This is a genomic window from Nonomuraea sp. IBHARD001 (assembly GCF_056106265.1).
On the sequence record NZ_JBWBBW010000002.1, the window covers coordinates 2,070,228 to 2,085,432 of the forward strand.

Consider the following 15,205-nt stretch of genomic DNA (forward strand, 5'->3'; position numbering starts at 1 on the left):
TGTGAGCTGGGGTTTCTCGGGGGCCGGGGATGGCCGGGCAGGGGATTTCGTGACCTGGAACAATCTTCTGATTACTTACAGCTATCCATCATCAACGCTCAGTTATATGATCGCTTTGGCTTTGACCCCCCAGGGTCAACCGGAGTCAAAGTAGTCGTCACGTGCCGTCGGGCCCGGGTTTCGTGATGACTCCTCCGATTTCGGCTCGGGGCCGACCTCACCTGGCGAAGGAGCTCAAGAGTGTTGAAGAAGCTGTGTGCTACAGGCGCGGTGCTGGCCGCGGCGACGGGTGCCACCCTGCTGGCGACGCCCGCTCACGCCGACAGCTGGACGAGCAACTGGAGCAGCAACAGCGACGCGGTGCAGTCAGGCAACAACCTCGGGAACGTCGGTGCTTCCAACGACGGTTCGGGCCGCTCCACCAACGTCAACAACATCAACGGTATCGCCACCACTGCCTCCGGCAGCAGCATCTCGGTGACCTACATCTTCAAGTAGGCCACCACTCGATCTTCTCTGCACTTCCCCGACCGCCGGGCACTTCGGCGGCCTGCATTCCGTACCTTCATCCCCTTCTCGGAAGGATTTGTCATGTTCAAGAAGCTCTGCGTCACCGGTATCGTCGTCGCCGCTGCGGGCACCGTCCTGATGGCCGTCCCGGCTCACGCCGACTCGACGACGGACAACTCGAGCTGGAACAACGACTCGCTGCAGTCGGGCAACAACTTCGGCAACGTGTTCGCCAGCAACGTCGGCACCGGCCGTTCGACCAACGTCAACAACATCAACGGCAACGCGGTCACCGCCTCCAACGGTAGCCGCGTGTCGGTCGACGTTCACGCCGAATAGCCCGACAAGACGAACGCGCGAGCCGGATTCGACGGGATCCGGCTCGTGTCGTTCAGCGCCGTTTCGCCCATCCTCGCCGACCATGACCGTGACGACTGTCGTGGTCGCGGCCCGGGTGGACGTTGTGGCGTTCCGGCGAGCTGACGCACCGGCGTGCCGATGTACGGCCGCGCCGATGTGCTCGTGGCTGCCGCACCAGCTACGGGGGCCATCGGCAGGTCGCACAGGGCGTGGGCGCGTCAGTCGCATCGCAGTCGCGTGACCGCATCGGTCGCATGACCGCATCGGCTGTGGATCGCAATCGGCTGTGCGGTCCGGCCAGCCATGGGGATCGGATCGGTGAGGCGATCGCCGTGGCCACGTGATCGCAGTGGGTTCGATGCCGCAGGTGATTGGGTTGTCGCCGACGATCGTGCCCACTGAGCGCGATCGCGTTACCCGGGTGGTTGAGGTGATCGCGGTCCTCGTGACGGCTTGGGCGATCACAGGGCTCCACACACACGGCCGTCGCCTCGTGACAGCCGTGGGAGCACTGTGATCGCCTTCGCCGTGTGCGGGGGCGCGTTTGGAGGACGCGCACTCGCGTGCCAGCTGCGCCCAGCCGTCAGCCGCCAACCCCACCCCTGCGCACAGCTCCACCCACTACCCCCGCCATACCCCCCTCAACCGCACAAACCCGTAAAGCATCTCTCCTACCATGTGATACGTGACTACCAGTGCATATGTGACATTCGCCGACCCGGACGCCAACGACAACGAGCAGGAGGTCGTGCTCGCGGCGTGGCGGGAGGTCGGGGTGCGAGGGCGGGCCGTGCGGTGGGACGACGCCGAGGTGGACTGGGCGGAGTTCGATGTGGCGGTCGTCCGGTCGGTGTGGGACTACGTGACGCGGCGGGTCGAGTTCGTGGCGTGGGCGCATCGCGTCGAGAAGGTGACGAGGCTGCTGAACCCGGCCTCGGTCATCGAGCGCAACACCGACAAGACGTACCTGCGTGACCTCGACGTGCCGATCGTGCCCACGCACTGGTCGTCGGAGGGCCTGCCGCAGTGGGCGGAGTACGTCGTCAAGCCGGCCGTCTCGGCGGGCGCCCTGCAGACGATCAGGACGGCCGACCCGGCCGTGGCCAAGGCGCACGCCGCCATGCTGGAGGCCGAAGGCCGTACACCGATGGTCCAGCCGTACCTCGACATGGTGGAGTCGGAGGGGGAGACCTCGCTGCTGTACTTCAACCGGACGTTCAGCCATGCCGTACGCCGTAGCCCGATGCTCGCCAAGGGGGCGACGCTGTCGGACAACGCGCTGGCCACGCTGCGTGCGCCGGACCCCGACCAGGTCGAGCTCGCCGAGCGGGTGCTGGCCGCCGTGCCCGAGGACCTGCTGTACGCCAGGGTCGACCTCGTCCGCCTGGCCGACGGCGCCCCGGCGCTGATCGAGCTGGAGCTGACCGAGCCGTACCTCTATCTGAGCCACTCCGGCGACGCGGCCAAGCGCCTGGCCACCGCCCTGACCGAACTGCTGTAGCCGGGCGCCGCCCTTCCCGGAGGGCGGCACTCCGGTGTCGTCAGGCGGCTCCCGGTCCGGGCAGCACGTCGACGTCCGTCGCCCGCATGGGCCCGCCGCACTCCGAGCAGTGCAGTTCGACGTGGGCGATCCGCCCGCAGCCGTGATGCCGGTACAGCACGGGCGGCCCGGCCTCGCCCGCCGTCCAGCGATCACCCCACCCGACCATCACCAGCAGCAGATCGCACAGCTCACGCCCCTTGGCGCTCAGCGTGTAGTCGTGGCGCACCGGCCTGACGGAGTACTCGCGCCGGTCGAGCACGCCGCTGTCCACCAGCCATCTGAGCCGTTCGGCCAGCACCTTCCTGGAGATGCCGAGCGACTGCTGGAGCTGCTCGAACCGGGTGATGCCGACATACACATTGCGCAGGATCAACGGCGACCACGGCTCGCCGATCACATCCAGGGTGCGGGCGATCGAGCACGCCATGTCGCCGAATTGCGTTCGCTGCATCCGATCAGTCTAGGGGTAAGGGTTCCCTCAGGGAACGGTCGCTGCTAGCGTCGGGAACGAGAGGGTTCCTTCAAGAAACGGAAGGGAGGGGAGACATGAGCCACAGCCACCCCGACATCGTCTCCCCCGAGCAGTGGCAGCGGGAGCGTGCCGCCCTGCTGGTCAAGGAGAAGGCCCTGACCAAGGCGCTCGACGCCCTGGCCGCCGAGCGCCGCAGGCTGCCGATGACCGCGCTGCCCGGCCTGGACGCCTACCGCTTCACCGCGCCGGACGGCGGCGCCACGGACCTCGCCGGTCTGTTCGCCGGACGGCGGCAGCTCGTCGTGTACCACTTCATGCTCGCCCCCGGCCAGGACGACATCTGTGGCGGCTGCGCCTCGTTCACCGACAACATCGCCGACCAGACGCATCTCAACGCCAGGGACACCACCCTGATCCTGATGTCGGAGGCGCCGCAGCGGGAGATCGAGCCGGTCAGGAGCCGCATGGGCTGGAGCGTGCCGTGGTACTCCTCGCGCACGCCCGCCTTCTACCGCGATCTCGGCCTGACCGGCGGCTTCGCCCTCAACGTCTTCCTGCGCGACGGCGACGACGTCTTCCGCACCTACGTCACCCAGGGCCGAGGCGTGGACCGCCTGCGCCTCGACTTCAACCTCCTCGACCTGACCCCGTACGGCAGGCAGGAGCAGTGGGAGGACTCGCCGCCCGGACGGCCGCAGGATCCGACGATGAGCTGGCTGCGCCTGCGCGACGAATACCCGGGCGCATGAGCGGGCCGCTGACCGAGGCCGAGCGGGAGCGCTTCCTCGCCCTGCCGCACATCGCCGTGCTCAGTGTGGCCTCGGGCGACGACAGGCCCCCGCTGGCCGTACCCGTCTGGTATGCCTATCGGCCGGATGGCGAGCTGACCTTCTTCACCGGCACCCAGGGCAGGAGCGCGCGCAAGACGGGACTGCTGGAGCGGGCGGGCGCCTTCAGCCTGAGCGTGCAGAAGAGCGACCCGCCCTACAGGTACGTCACCGTGGAGTGCGAGCTGACCGGGGTCGACCGCTCGCCTTCGGCCGGGCAGGTCGTGGAGATCGTCTCGCGCTATCTGCCGCAGGAGGCGGCGCTGGCCTTCGCCGAGGCGGAGGTCGCCGCGCCGACGGGTACGTTCGTGCTGTTCACCGGCCGGCCGCTGCGCTGGCTCAGCCACGACTTCGCCTAGGGGACGGCCCGTGCCGGCTACAGGCCGGGCAGCCGTCCGTTGCGGAACAGGTCGACGAACGTCTGGTGGTCGAGCCGCGCCCTGGCCCCGTAGGTGTGCGCGAACTCCACCAGCATCGTGGTGAACCCTTCGGCGTCGCCGCCCACGACCTTCTCGATCGCCTCCTCGGTGGAGAAGTCCACCAGGTCGTGGCTGGACTCGTCGTCGGCCACCGAGTGCATCCGTGCCACCGCGCGCCCGAGATCGCTCACCACGGAGGCCAGCTCGCCCGGCTCGTTGACGTCACCCCAGTCCAGGTCGGCGGAGTACGGCGAGACCTCGGCGACGAGCTGGCCGACGCCGCCGAGCGAGGTGTAGCCCAGCCACGGATCGGCATAGGCCTGCAACGCGCGCTGCGACTCGGCCGTGCGGTGCCCCTGGTGCAGGAAGTACGAGCGCACCCGGGAGTCGTCGATGTAGCGGGCGACGGCGGGCACCTGGGCCTGCTTCATATAGAGGATGACGTCGTTCTCCAGGGCCTGCGTGTGTCCTTCGAGCAGCAGGTTGTAGGAGGGCAGCCCGGCCGAGCCGATGCCGACGCCCTTGCGCAGCGCCACGTCCTTGATCGTGTGCTCGACGCCGCCGCCGTCACCGGGCAGTGTGGTCAGGTAGTCGGCGAACGCGGCGAGCACCGCCTCACGCGTGCCCTCGTCCACCGCCTCCCTGCCGTCCATGAGGGCGAAGCGCCGGTCGTAGTTGTCGATCGTGGTCTCGACGTCGAGCATCGCCACCCTGGTGTTGAGCCTGGCGGTCTGCAGCACCTTGTGCAGGACGCCGGTCGTGGTGTCGAGGGTGAGCGAGCCGATCGCGTCGTCGCCGCCGTGCGCGATGCCGGTCAGCTCGTGCAGGTAGGAACCGGCGAAGTCGCGCACGAGCGAGGTGATCGCCTCGTCCGACAGCGCCTTGGCGTAGCCGATCAGCGCCACACTGGCCACGAACCTCTTCAGGTCCCAGGTGTAGGGCCCGACATAGGCCTCGTCGAAGTCGTTGACATTGAAGACGAGCACGCCGGAGGCGTTCATGTAGGTGCCGAAGTTCTCGGCGTGCAGGTCGCCGTGGATCCAGGCCCTGCTGGTCGGCCCGTCGAGGAAGGCGTCGTCGGCGAAGGGGCCGGTCATGTCGGCGTAGAAGACGCACGCGCTGCCCCGGTAGAAGGCGAACGGCGAGGCCGCCATCTTGCGGAACTTGCGGGTGAAGGAGGCGGGGTCACGTTCCATCGACGAGCCGAACTCGGCGATGAGGACCTCTAACAGGTAGTCGGCGCGTGCCATAGAGGGCAGGTTACGGCCCGTGAGCGTCGCGCGACTAGAGGCGGAGGGCGCCCCGCGCGGTGGTGGAGTGCGTGCCCTGGCGGGCGTGGGGGACCCGCCAGGACACGCCTCCCTCCCCGACGCGACGGCGCGAGGACCCCGGCGAGGGATGGGGTCCTAGGCCGACTGCTCGCGTACGGAGTCGTTGGGGGAGTGCGCTTCCGGAAGTTGGTAACGCCGCGCGATGCGGTCGGCCGCGCCGACAGGATCGTCCAGCGGGTGAGTGACGAGCTCTCCGTCCTCATTCCACATGAACAGTCCATCTTTGCACCACACAGTGACTTCCGTCAGTACCGACAGCACGGACATGCCATTCCCGTTGCTCTGGTAGGTGTGGGTGAAGCCCTGGCGATGCAACGCGTAACGCAGTAAACGTGTTGCCTCGCGAGGGTCGTGCCAGGGCAGGTACGGCGCGTTCGCACGGACCGGCAACACCGGCGGTCACCCCCTCGCCGACCTTTCGATGGATTTGTACCAACGAATGGATAATGCGGCTGTCAAGGGCATGCGGTCAAGGGGTTGTGGCTAGGTAGAACCAGATCGTCTAAATTGTTGGAACAAAAGGGGTGAAAGTGGCACGGTCGTCGCTGTACCAGCAGGTGGCTTCGGAACTGCGCAGAGCCATCTACTCCGGTGACCTCGGTCCCGGCGACCAGTTGCCGACCGAGGCGGACCTGATGCTGTCCTATGGAGTCAGCCGCAACACGGTGCGGCTGGCCCTGGGTGAGCTGGTCAACGAGGGGCTCGTCACCCGAACGCCACGCCGCGGCACCGTCGTCAGAGACCGCAGGCCACTGCTCATGTACCCCCAGCGCGAGCTCGCCTCGCAGCCGGAGGGGGAGCTCAGGGAGGCCTTCGCCTTCGCCGTCTCCAAGGAGGGGCGCGATCCCAGCCAGGTGATCGAGGTCTCGATCGTGCACCCGCCCGAGGAGTACGCCAGTCGTCTCGAACTCGCCGACGACGGGCTGGCCGTCGTGCGCAGGCGGCTCAGGTTCGTCGACGGCCAGCCGTACAACACCAACGACTCCTTCTTCCCGCTGGCCCTCGTGGCGGGAACGGAGATCGCCCGTCCCGGGGACATCGCCCGTGGCGCCAACCGGGTGCTGGAGGAGCTCGGCTACGCGCAGGTCCGTGTGGTCGACGACATCATGGCGCGGATGCCCAACGAGGTGGAGGCCGAGCGCCTCAAGCTCGAACTGGGCACGCCCGTCGTCGTCTACGTGAGGGTCGGATACGACAGGAACGACGCGCCCGTGCGTGTCGCGGTGTCGGTGCTCCCCGCCGACAAGCACTTGATCAGATACGAGCTCGGTAGCCGCTGATCAGGGGTTCCGGGCCGGCTTGGGGGTGAACCCGCCGCCAGGGTAGCTGGCGGCGGACGGCTCGGTCGGGTTCTGCTTCCCCGCTGAGCGAGGGGGAGTCGTGCATACGCCCCCAAATTCCGATTTATCCGTCTATATCTACACGAAAGCCGTGTGCCGTCGAGTGAGCACACTTCGTGTTCATTCTGCTACCCAATGCAACTGCGCCACCCGAAGCAACTGAGCAGCCCAGGCGCACCGGGGCCACCAGAGGCAACTGGGCCCCTGCGCGCCGCCGGGCTTTTCGACGCCCCGATGCCCGTCCGAGCATCGGTGCCCCCGGCGCAGGGACGGCCCTCAACGCCATGAAGGGGCTCATCATGCACTCCAACACCCTGCTCCACCCGCTCACCCTGCGCCGGGCCAGGCCCGAGGACCTGCAGGGGGTGCTGACCCTGCTCGCCGACACCGCCGAGTGGCTCTACTCCCGGGGGGTGCGGCAGTGGCCCAGGGGCGGCTTCGGGCCCGAGCGCATCGAGCCGCTCATCGACGCCCAGGTCCTGCACGTCCTGGAGAGCCGCGAGCACACCGTGGCCACCATCGCCGTCGACGGGCATGCCGATCCCGAGTTCTGGGCGCTGTCCGATCGCCCGGCCGATGCCCTCTACGTCCACAAGCTGGCCGTGGACCGAGCCTGGTCGGGCGACGGCATCGGCGACGCCCTGCTCGACTGGGCGGGCACCCGCGTGCGCCAGGCCGGGCTGCGCTGGCTCAGACTCGACTGCGCCAAGGACAACCCGGGCCTGCAGGGCTACTACCGCAGCCGTCGCTTCACCCACCTGCGCACGGTGGATCTGCCGCACCGCGCCTCGGGGGCGCTGTTCCAGCGGCCGGCCATCATCCGCACGGGCTCGCTCGACTTCCACCAGCCCGAGCTGATCGAGGCCTGACGGCTCCTAAAGTCGTCTGATCTGGTCTGACAGGCGGTCCTCACCGTTCGGGGGAACCGCCTGTCAGCCACCCCCTGCCACCAGGTGGGGGGCGAACCACCCGATAGCCTCACCATCATGACCGGATCCCTTCTTGAGGTGATCGCACTGGATGTGCGAGACGCCGTCGCCGCCGAGCAGGGCGGCGCGGACCGCCTGGAGATCGTCGCCGACATGGCGTCGGACGGGCTCACCCCGGCAGCGGAGACGGTCGCCGAGATCACCAGGGAGTGCGCGCTGCCGCAGATGGTGATGCTCAGGCTGGAGGCCGGGTTCGGCGCCGACGCCGACATGCTCGACCGGCTCAAGGGCTCGGTGAAGGAGCTCGCACAGGCGGGCGCCGCCGGATTCGTCTTCGGCTTCCTCGACGAGGCCGGTGCGGTCGACCTGCTCGCCACCGAGGCGCTCATCCACGCCGTCTCGCCGCTGCCGTGGACCTTCCACCGCGCGGTCGACCACGCCGCCGACATCCAGGCGGCCTGGCGCGCCGTGCGGCTGCTGCCGAACCTCGCCACCGTGCTCACCTCCGGCTCGGCCACCGGCGTCGGCGACGGGCTCGCCCTGCTGAAGACCAGGGCCGAGGCCGGGGACGGCGGGCTGATCCTGGCGGGCGGCGGGCTGAAGCCGGCGCACGTGCCGCCGCTGCTCGACTACGGCGTGCGCGCCTTCCACGTCGGCAGCGCCGTACGCGCCTCGTGGAGCGATCCCGTCGAGGCGCCGCTGGTGGCCGAGTGGCGCTCGGTCGTGGACGCCTTCTAGGCCACGGCCGCCACGGCCTCGATCTCGACCAGGACGTCCGGGTGGAACAGCCCGGCCACCTTGACCAGCGAGCTCGTCGGCGGGCGCGCGGTGTCGACGAACTCGTCGCGCACGGCCCGTACGACCGGCAGGTGTGCGGTGTCGACGACATAGATGGTCAGCTTGAACACATCCGCCCACGTCGCACCGCCTTCGGCCAGCGCCGCACCCAGATTGCGCATGACCTGCCTGGTCTGCGCCTCCCAGTCGCCCGGGCCGACCAGCGTGCCGCGTGTGTCGTAGGGCACCTGGCCCGAGGTCCACACGATCCTGGCGCCGGGCGCGATCGAGGCGACGTGGCTGTAGCCGGTCGCGGGTGGCAGGTCCCGCGTGCCGCCGAGTTCGACGGTGGTCATGTCCGGATCTCCAATGCGTGCTCGGCCCGCCGCAGAGCCGCGGCGAGTGTCTTGACGGTCGCGGGCTCGTCCATGATCCCGCCACCCGCCTCCCGCCTGTCGCGCCACGCGCCGACCCGGGCGGCGTACTCGTCGTGGCGGGCCAGATGGAAGGCGTGCACGGTGGCGAAACGGCTGACCAGGTGCGAGGGATGCATGTCCCAGCCCTGGTAGAAGCCGTTGCCCAGCGAATGGCGTACGAGGGCCGCGTGCCTGCGCCACAGGGCGTGCACGTCGGCGGCGGCCTCGGAGGCGGGCGATGCGGCCAGCGAGCCGTCGGACAGCTCGACGCCGGTCCCGGCGAACGCCGTCTGCATGACGTGCCTGGCGTGGTCGCAGGACGGATGGTCCAGGCGTTGCTCGTGCGGCGGCAGGCCGATCGAGGCGGTGTAGTCGAACACGCCGAAGTGCGCGCCCGCCAGCCGTTCGCCGAGTGTGGAGGCCAGGTCCGGGCGCAGGAACGCCACCGTCTGCGGCGCCTCGACCTGCAGCTCGAACCGCAGCCCGGCCAGGCCGAGCCGGTGTTCGAGCCGGTCGAGCACGGCGCCGAACTGGGTGAGGTAGGCCTCCATCAACACCTTCGGGAAGGTCACCACGAACCCGGCGGGCAGCACCCCGGCCCTGGCGGTCACCTCGGTCAGGAAGCCGTCGAGCGTGCGCACCGCCCTGGCCGCGTCGCCGTCGGCGAAGGACTTCACCCGCAGCCCCCAGCGCCTGGGCAGCGTGCCTCTGGCGTGCAGCGCGGCCACGGCCTCGGCGGCCAGCGTGACGTGCTCGTCCTCCTCCTCGCCCGCCCGTACGCCGTAGCCGTCCTCGAAGTCGATGCGCAGGTCCTCGACCGGCTCGGCCGCCAGCTTGGCGAGCAGCCGTTCGCGCACGGCCGCGGCGAGGGGCTGCGGCAGGCCGAACACCTCGGCGAGCGTGCCCGCGTCGGCCAGGTGCTCGTGTGTCAGCCGCAGCGCCTGCTCGCCCCACGCGATCGTCGTGCCCGCGTCGAACCTGTCGGCGGGCACGTAGACCGTGTGCACCGGCTGCCAGCCCGGCTCCGCGTAGGGGTAGCGGATCTGCTGGCTGTCGTGGGCGGCTGCGAACCCGGCCACCGGCTTCTGGTCGAGGGTGATGCGCATGGCCGCACCCTACCCAGACGATCAGCGCGGCCCCGCGCCGCCCTACGCCCGCGCCGCCCGCACGGCCGCGTGCATGGCGTCGAGGCCGACGAGCTTGACGCGCTCGCCCCTGCCGAGCCGTTCGGCGAGCGCGGCCTCGGCGTCCTCGATGGCACGCCAGTCGGCATAGGTGACGGGTTCGACGCCGCGCGCGGCCAGCAGGTCGTCCAGCGAGGCCAGGGGGGTGGCCCGGCGGTCGGCGAGATCGGCGAGAAGGGTTCTGACGGTTTCGGCGGCGTCGGACTTGTTGGTGCCGATCACGCCGGTCGGCCCGCGTTTGAGCCAGCCCGCGACGTACTCGCGCTCGCGTACCCGTCCGGCGTCGTTGGGCACGGTCATCGTCGCGGTCGAGAACGGCACGCCGGGCAGCGGCACGCTCTGGTAGCCGACCGAGCGCAGCACCATGCCGACGGCGAGCGTCTCGAACTCACCGGTGCCCACCACCCTGCCGTTGTCGTCGAGCCGCGTGCGCTCCAGCCGCAGGCCCTCGACCCGGGTGGAGCCGAGGATCTCCACGGGCTTCATCCAGAAGCGCACGTCCAGACGTCGGGGCCTGCCGAGCGGCGCCCTGCCCGCCCACGACTGCAGCACGTCGATGTTGCCGCGTACCTGGCGGGGGTAGTCGGCGCCGGGCACGGCGGCCTCGTCCGGGCGTACGCACACGTCGGCGTTGGTCAGCTCGCCGAGCTCACGCAGCTCCTTGAGGGTGAACTTGGCATGCTCAGGGCCACGCCTGCCGATCATGTGGATGGCCTTGACCTGGCTGAGTTCGAGCCGGGCGAGCACGTCGTGCGGCACGTCGGTGGGGCTGAGCTCGGCCGAGGTCTTGGCCAGCACCCGCACGACGTCGACGGCCACATTGCCGACGCCGATCACGGCGACCTCGGGGCTGTCGAGGCTGAAGCGGCCGGGTTCGACGTCGGGGTGCCCGCAGTACCAGTTGACGAAGTCGGTGGCGGCCACACTGCCGGGCAGGTCCTCGCCCGGGATGCCCATGCGCCGGTCGACCATGGCGCCGGTGCAGTAGACGACGGCGTCGTAGCAGGTCAGCAGGTCTTCGGTGGAGACGTCCTGGCCCAGGGTGAGGCCGCCGACGAAGCGCACCTGGGGGAGTTCGAGCACTTTGCGCAGGTAGCCCGCGATCGACTTGATCGAGGTGTGGTCCGGCGCCACGCCGTACCTGACCAGGCCGTAGGGCGTGGGCAGCCGTTCGAGCACATCGACCCGGACCGCGCCTGCCGACTGCTTGACCAAGGCTTCCGCCGTGTAGATCCCGGCCGGTCCAGATCCGACAACCGCGACATTCAAGGTCATATGGACCTCCCTACGCGCGATTGTGTAACACCCCACCCTGTCACACCAGATGCAACCTCCCGATGTGATCGAGATATCCCCTGTCACCTGTGCGGACGAACCCGTCGCGGGTGAAGACACCCGGAGGGGTACGGCCGACATAGCCGCTCATCACGGCCTTGGAGCGCAGCAGGACGTGCCCGACGTCCCCCGCGACGACCTGGCGCCCGTCGGGTCCCCTGATCGAGACGTCCACGCCGACCCTCGGCCTGCCCACGGTCTCCTCGGCGTCCTCCGGCGGGTCGCCGGGCGAGGTGCCCATGCCCAGGCCCGCCTCCGTGCACTGGTAGCGGTTGCACACCGGCACCCCGTAGGTCTCGCGCAGCGCCTTGACCAGCGGCGCGGGGACCGGCGCGCCCGAGGTCAGCACCAGGCCGATCGAGGGCGGCCGCACGCCGAGGTCGAGCATGGTGGCCAGCTGGGACGGGCTGCCGTGCAGGACGGGCAACTCGTGCTGCACCACGACGCCGAGCGCCGAGACCGGGTCCCAGCGCGGCAGCACGTGTGTCGTCCTGCCGGTCTGCAGGGCCACGGGCAGCCGGGTGGCGAACGCCGCGTGCGCCAGCGCGTGCGGCACCAGCCTGGGCTCGCCCAGGCCCCACCGGGTGCCCGCGTTGTGCGCCCGGATCGCGGCCAGTTGCGCGTCGCCGAACACCACGCCCTTGGGCCTGCCGGTCGTGCCCGAGGTGTAGGAGATGACGACGGGCCGCCACGGATCGGGCGGCAGCGGCGGCGGAGGCGGCTCCTCGCGCAGCAGCGGCCCGTAGCTCACGCCGTCGCCCGGCAGCACGACGACATCACGCCCCGGCAGCGGCGGCAGCACACCGGGCGCGGTGATCACCAGGTCGGGTTCGAGGTCGTCGAGAAGGGTGCGCAGACCTCGCTTGCGGATGTCCAGCCCTGCCGTGACCGCGCTGATCTTGGCTGCGGCCAGGTAGCAGACCACGAACTCGGGCCCGTCCGGCAGTGCGGTGGCGACCACGTCGCCCACCCGAAGGCCCCTGTGGGCCAGCCCTGCGGCGACCGAGTCGGACATCCGATCGAGATCGGCGAAGGTGAGTGCGACCGTGCCGGTGACGAGCGCCGCGCGAGCCCCGAACCTCCGTGCGGCCTCTCCGGCGAGCATGCGAAGCATGAGCGGCTCCAGAGAAGTACGCCCTTACACGCTACCTCCCGAAACCCCGCCGAGCGCGCCCTCATCAGGTCTTTTTCAGTACGGCCTGCGCCGCTCACCCGCCCCGCGCCCGCCCGAGATGGTGCCCCCGCTCATCGACCACGACACCGTACGGCGTGAGCCCCGCCCCCTCGCCGACCGGCTCGACGCCGATCCGGACCGGGCTGACCGCCCGCACCGCCCGCCGCAGCCGCTCGTCGGCCTCCGGGTACGGCTCGGCGAACGCCACGGCGAGCGAGGCGACGTCGAGCGCGCCCGGCCTGCTCACGGTCAGCCGCCAGCCCGACACCCCCTCGACCGGCCGCAGCGCGGCGCCGAGCGCGGGCAGCGACAGCCATACGCCTCTGAGCAGGATGTGCTCGCCGATCGTGTGCTCGGGGGCGGGCAGCGCCGGGCCGCCTTCGAGCCTGACGACCTGCCCGGTGCGCAGCACCTCGCCGTCGCGTACGACCGACAGTTCGGCCAGGCCAGGCGCGTACGGCGGGGTGAGCAGTTCGTCCTTGTCCAGCGGGCACAGATCGACCAGCCCGCCCGGCACCGGTGTCAGCGGCTCGTCCTGCGCGCCGCGCCTGGCGATCGCGGCGCCGCTGAACGGATCGGCGTACACCTCGCTCACCTGCGCGCCGGTCGCGGCGGCCAGGGCGCGCAGGGTGCCGGGGGAGGCGACTTCGCCCGTCACCACGATGCGTCCGAGCCGCGGGCCGCCTCCCGCTTCGAGCAGGTGCACGGCCCCGGTCGGCGTGCTCACCAGCACGTCGGCCCGCAGCGCGCCCAGCGTCCCGAGCAGCCTGGCCCGCCCGCGCGGGCCCAGCGAAGCGGCGGCGGCTCCCGCGTCGGCCCCGGCCCGCGCCCACAGCGACCCGAACGGCTCGGCCAGCGTCACCGCGATCCGGTCGCGCCGGGTGACCCCGCAGGCGGCGAGCGCGGCGGCGGTGACGGCCTGGTGCTCGGGGGTCACGGTGACGGCGCTGGAGGCGTCGGGCGCCACGTGCAGCAGGCCGGGCGGTTCGTGCGCGGTCGTGCCCAGGTCCTGCCTGGTGTGCCAGCGGATCACGGGACCCCACCTCCGTCGCGGACCGGTGCGGCCCCTGGGGTCAGCCTGGCCCCGCCCCGCGCCGCCGTCCAGGCACGGACCGGACCGAGATTTGGCCTACACCGGATCCTGGGAGGCCTTGCGGGAAGGGGCCGGCTCGATCAGAGTGTGTTCTCGTGGGATCTGGCGCTTCGATGCGGCGAAACAAGGGCGCGAGGCGGCCCAAGGATGGCACGCTCCCAGACATGAGGGGTTTCCGCAGGACGCGCGAGACGCCGCGTGACCTGGACAGCGCGCGACGCTTTGAGGCTTTCGGCCGGGTCATGGCGGCTTTGGCGAGCGAGGCCGAGTTCATCGAGACGTGCCGCGACCTGAGCTGGTGGCTCGGCGCCGATCACAGCTGGCATGTCGAGTGGCGTGAGGGTCCCTTCGCCAGCGAGGTGACGACCCTGCTGCACGAGACCGTGCGCGACCCCGCCAAGCCCGCGGGCCTGGTGACGCCGATCGGCCCCGGCACCCGCACGATCGCCATCCTCGACGTGCTGGGCGTGCGTTTCGAGCTGCATGCCGTCGACCCGCTCGGCAGGGAGCGGATGCGGGCCAAGTCCGGGTTCTGGAGACTGAGCGAGGCGCTCGACACCACCCGGAGCACCAACGCGCGCAGGCCGTGGGAGGAACTGCTCGGCGGCTGAGCGTGCTGCGGGTTCTCGCTGGTCATCGGTGGTGTGCGCGGACTTTCATCAACCAAGCGATTGCTGGTCGCGTGAGAGCGTGACTTGTGGTTGACCGAAATTTACTTTTCCTGTAAGTCCGCATACTCTCCACAAAGCTACCTTTACAGGTGGTAGGGGGGAGGTAACCGATGAACGACACGATGAACCACAAGAAGCTACCTATCGACTATGCGGACTTCGCGGAGTACGACCGGCGGCTGCGTGGCATCCAGCGTCACGTGCTCGTCGCGTTCGTTCTCGGCCTCGGCGCCGGTGCGGTGGGCATGCTCGTCTCCGCGCTCGGCCTGCAAGGGGTGGGGGAGTTCTACGACCCCTACGCCTATCTCGCGGTCGCGATCTACGTGGGGGTCAGCGCCTCGGGGTTCGGCTGGGCGCTGCTGACCACCTTCCTGGCCTCGACGGCCACGCTGGTGGCGGCGATGGGCGGCAACGCGTTCATGGGCGACATGGACTTCGACGCCATCGGCGGCAGTGCGGCCGGGCTCAACATGCTGATGTTGCTGCTGGTCGTGCTCGGCATGCTGGGCTATCTCACGCGCAGGCGCGACGCCTGGGGCGACCTGGCCGCCGGGCTGATCACGGGCCTGCTGCTCGCCGACGTGGTCGACAGGGCCACACCGGGCTTCGTCGACTCGCAGGCCGGATTCTGGCCGGTGCCCGCCCTGGTGGTCGCCACCCTGTCGATCGGGCTCGCGGTGGCGCTGCGGGAGGGCGCGGCGGGACGGCTGCGGGCGGTGGCCATCGCCCTCGTGGTGGCCGGGGTCGCCACCTGGACGATGCTCGCGCTGTAGCGCACCGCCGGTAAACGTGAGCGCTTCAGGTGCGCGATGTCGATAGCCTGT

The 15,205-nt window shown here is 70.2% G+C and carries 18 protein-coding genes; 10 read left to right on the plus strand and 8 right to left on the minus strand.

Annotated elements, in window-relative coordinates; translation table 11 throughout:
- Window positions 1-240 precede the first annotated feature (240 nt).
- From ACTWNK_RS11650 to ACTWNK_RS11660, 3 genes are all read left to right on the plus strand, one after another.
- Complete coding sequence (locus tag ACTWNK_RS11650) at window positions 241-498, plus strand: hypothetical protein (RefSeq protein ID WP_474303910.1); 258 nt, start codon at window positions 241-243, stop codon at window positions 496-498.
- A 93-nt stretch (window positions 499-591) separates the two neighbouring features.
- Window positions 592-849, plus strand: a complete 258-nt coding sequence (locus ACTWNK_RS11655) for a hypothetical protein (protein ID WP_474303911.1) — start codon at window positions 592-594, stop codon at window positions 847-849.
- A gap of 706 nt (window positions 850-1,555) precedes the next feature.
- Window positions 1,556-2,371 (plus strand): ATP-grasp domain-containing protein, encoded by an 816-nt coding sequence (locus tag ACTWNK_RS11660; RefSeq protein ID WP_474303912.1) that lies wholly within the window; start codon window positions 1,556-1,558, stop codon window positions 2,369-2,371.
- Between the two features lie 40 nt (window positions 2,372-2,411).
- Here the strand turns inward: ACTWNK_RS11660 and ACTWNK_RS11665 are convergent, their stop codons facing one another.
- Window positions 2,412-2,864: a winged helix-turn-helix transcriptional regulator gene (locus ACTWNK_RS11665; protein WP_474303913.1), complete on the minus strand. Its 453-nt coding sequence runs from the start codon at window positions 2,862-2,864 to the stop codon at window positions 2,412-2,414.
- A 95-nt stretch (window positions 2,865-2,959) separates the two neighbouring features.
- On the opposite strand from ACTWNK_RS11665, the gene ACTWNK_RS11670 reads away from it, so the two are divergent.
- Both ACTWNK_RS11670 and ACTWNK_RS11675 read left to right on the plus strand, forming a co-directional pair.
- Entirely contained in the window at window positions 2,960-3,634 is a 675-nt protein-coding gene (locus ACTWNK_RS11670; protein ID WP_474303914.1) for a DUF899 domain-containing protein, read from the plus strand.
- A complete protein-coding gene (locus ACTWNK_RS11675) occupies window positions 3,631-4,071 on the plus strand; it encodes a pyridoxamine 5'-phosphate oxidase family protein (protein ID WP_474303915.1) in 441 nt (146 codons plus the stop codon). The genes ACTWNK_RS11670 and ACTWNK_RS11675 overlap by 4 nt, the downstream gene beginning before the upstream one ends.
- A 17-nt stretch (window positions 4,072-4,088) precedes the next feature.
- Here the strand turns inward: ACTWNK_RS11675 and ACTWNK_RS11680 are convergent, their stop codons facing one another.
- On the minus strand, window positions 4,089-5,381 hold the full coding sequence (locus tag ACTWNK_RS11680) for a DUF2252 domain-containing protein (protein ID WP_474303916.1): 1,293 nt from the start codon (window positions 5,379-5,381) through the stop codon (window positions 4,089-4,091).
- Window positions 5,382-5,537: 156 nt separating this feature from the next.
- On the minus strand, window positions 5,538-5,855 hold the full coding sequence (locus tag ACTWNK_RS11685) for a hypothetical protein (protein WP_474303917.1): 318 nt from the start codon (window positions 5,853-5,855) through the stop codon (window positions 5,538-5,540).
- A gap of 137 nt (window positions 5,856-5,992) precedes the next feature.
- Between ACTWNK_RS11685 and ACTWNK_RS11690 the strand changes: the two genes are divergently transcribed.
- The 3 genes from ACTWNK_RS11690 to ACTWNK_RS11700 all read left to right on the plus strand — a co-directional run bounded on the left by ACTWNK_RS11690 (window position 5,993) and on the right by ACTWNK_RS11700 (window position 8,469).
- Window positions 5,993-6,742, plus strand: a complete 750-nt coding sequence (locus ACTWNK_RS11690; RefSeq protein ID WP_474303918.1) for a GntR family transcriptional regulator — start codon at window positions 5,993-5,995, stop codon at window positions 6,740-6,742.
- Between the two features lie 359 nt (window positions 6,743-7,101).
- A complete protein-coding gene (locus ACTWNK_RS11695; protein ID WP_474303919.1) occupies window positions 7,102-7,671 on the plus strand; it encodes a GNAT family N-acetyltransferase in 570 nt (189 codons plus the stop codon).
- Between the two features lie 117 nt (window positions 7,672-7,788).
- Window positions 7,789-8,469: a copper homeostasis protein CutC gene (locus ACTWNK_RS11700; RefSeq protein WP_474303920.1), complete on the plus strand. Its 681-nt coding sequence runs from the start codon at window positions 7,789-7,791 to the stop codon at window positions 8,467-8,469.
- Here ACTWNK_RS11700 and ACTWNK_RS11705 read toward each other — a convergent pair.
- The 5 genes from ACTWNK_RS11705 to ACTWNK_RS11725 all read right to left on the minus strand — a co-directional run bounded on the left by ACTWNK_RS11705 (window position 8,466) and on the right by ACTWNK_RS11725 (window position 13,650).
- A complete protein-coding gene (locus tag ACTWNK_RS11705; protein ID WP_474303921.1) occupies window positions 8,466-8,864 on the minus strand; it encodes a RidA family protein in 399 nt (132 codons plus the stop codon). The genes ACTWNK_RS11700 and ACTWNK_RS11705 overlap by 4 nt on opposite strands.
- Window positions 8,861-10,030 carry a DUF6986 family protein gene (locus ACTWNK_RS11710; protein ID WP_474303922.1) on the minus strand — a complete coding sequence of 390 codons (1,170 nt, stop codon included), beginning with the start codon at window positions 10,028-10,030 and terminating at the stop codon, window positions 8,861-8,863. The genes ACTWNK_RS11705 and ACTWNK_RS11710 overlap by 4 nt, the downstream gene beginning before the upstream one ends.
- Window positions 10,031-10,072: 42 nt before the next feature.
- Window positions 10,073-11,383 carry an FAD-dependent oxidoreductase gene (locus ACTWNK_RS11715; RefSeq protein WP_474303923.1) on the minus strand — a complete coding sequence of 437 codons (1,311 nt, stop codon included), beginning with the start codon at window positions 11,381-11,383 and terminating at the stop codon, window positions 10,073-10,075.
- 40 nt (window positions 11,384-11,423) lie between these two features.
- Window positions 11,424-12,557: a class I adenylate-forming enzyme family protein gene (locus tag ACTWNK_RS11720; protein WP_474303924.1), complete on the minus strand. Its 1,134-nt coding sequence runs from the start codon at window positions 12,555-12,557 to the stop codon at window positions 11,424-11,426.
- 94 nt (window positions 12,558-12,651) lie between these two features.
- The gene (locus ACTWNK_RS11725) at window positions 12,652-13,650 is read right to left on the minus strand and encodes a phenylacetate--CoA ligase family protein (RefSeq protein ID WP_474303925.1); all 999 of its coding nucleotides are present in this window, start codon (window positions 13,648-13,650) and stop codon (window positions 12,652-12,654) included.
- Between the two features lie 224 nt (window positions 13,651-13,874).
- Between ACTWNK_RS11725 and ACTWNK_RS11730 the strand changes: the two genes are divergently transcribed.
- Together ACTWNK_RS11730 and ACTWNK_RS11735 are read left to right on the plus strand one after the other, a co-directional pair.
- Window positions 13,875-14,321, plus strand: a complete 447-nt coding sequence (locus ACTWNK_RS11730) for a hypothetical protein (RefSeq protein WP_474303926.1) — start codon at window positions 13,875-13,877, stop codon at window positions 14,319-14,321.
- Between the two features lie 170 nt (window positions 14,322-14,491).
- Window positions 14,492-15,154 carry a hypothetical protein gene (locus ACTWNK_RS11735; protein WP_474303927.1) on the plus strand — a complete coding sequence of 221 codons (663 nt, stop codon included), beginning with the start codon at window positions 14,492-14,494 and terminating at the stop codon, window positions 15,152-15,154.
- Window positions 15,155-15,205: the final 51 nt, after the last annotated feature.

Excerpts from the sequence above, each read along its gene's own strand:
- ACTWNK_RS11675 (WP_474303915.1), top strand. The coding sequence starts at position 3,631 with ATGAGCGGGCCGCTGACCGAGGCCGAGCGGGAGCGCTTCCTCGCCCTG.
- ACTWNK_RS11670 (WP_474303914.1), top strand. The coding sequence starts at position 2,960 with ATGAGCCACAGCCACCCCGACATCGTCTCCCCCGAGCAGTGGCAGCGG.
- ACTWNK_RS11705 (WP_474303921.1), bottom strand. The coding sequence starts at position 8,864 with ATGACCACCGTCGAACTCGGCGGCACGCGGGACCTGCCACCCGCGACC.
- ACTWNK_RS11665 (WP_474303913.1), bottom strand. The coding sequence starts at position 2,864 with ATGCAGCGAACGCAATTCGGCGACATGGCGTGCTCGATCGCCCGCACC.
- ACTWNK_RS11715 (WP_474303923.1), bottom strand. The coding sequence starts at position 11,383 with ATGACCTTGAATGTCGCGGTTGTCGGATCTGGACCGGCCGGGATCTAC.
- ACTWNK_RS11700 (WP_474303920.1), top strand. The coding sequence starts at position 7,789 with ATGACCGGATCCCTTCTTGAGGTGATCGCACTGGATGTGCGAGACGCC.
- ACTWNK_RS11680 (WP_474303916.1), bottom strand. The coding sequence starts at position 5,381 with ATGGCACGCGCCGACTACCTGTTAGAGGTCCTCATCGCCGAGTTCGGC.
- ACTWNK_RS11710 (WP_474303922.1), bottom strand. The coding sequence starts at position 10,030 with ATGCGCATCACCCTCGACCAGAAGCCGGTGGCCGGGTTCGCAGCCGCC.
- ACTWNK_RS11735 (WP_474303927.1), top strand. The coding sequence starts at position 14,492 with ATGAACGACACGATGAACCACAAGAAGCTACCTATCGACTATGCGGAC.
- ACTWNK_RS11655 (WP_474303911.1), top strand. The coding sequence starts at position 592 with ATGTTCAAGAAGCTCTGCGTCACCGGTATCGTCGTCGCCGCTGCGGGC.
- ACTWNK_RS11730 (WP_474303926.1), top strand. The coding sequence starts at position 13,875 with ATGAGGGGTTTCCGCAGGACGCGCGAGACGCCGCGTGACCTGGACAGC.
- ACTWNK_RS11695 (WP_474303919.1), top strand. The coding sequence starts at position 7,102 with ATGCACTCCAACACCCTGCTCCACCCGCTCACCCTGCGCCGGGCCAGG.
- ACTWNK_RS11720 (WP_474303924.1), bottom strand. The coding sequence starts at position 12,557 with ATGCTTCGCATGCTCGCCGGAGAGGCCGCACGGAGGTTCGGGGCTCGC.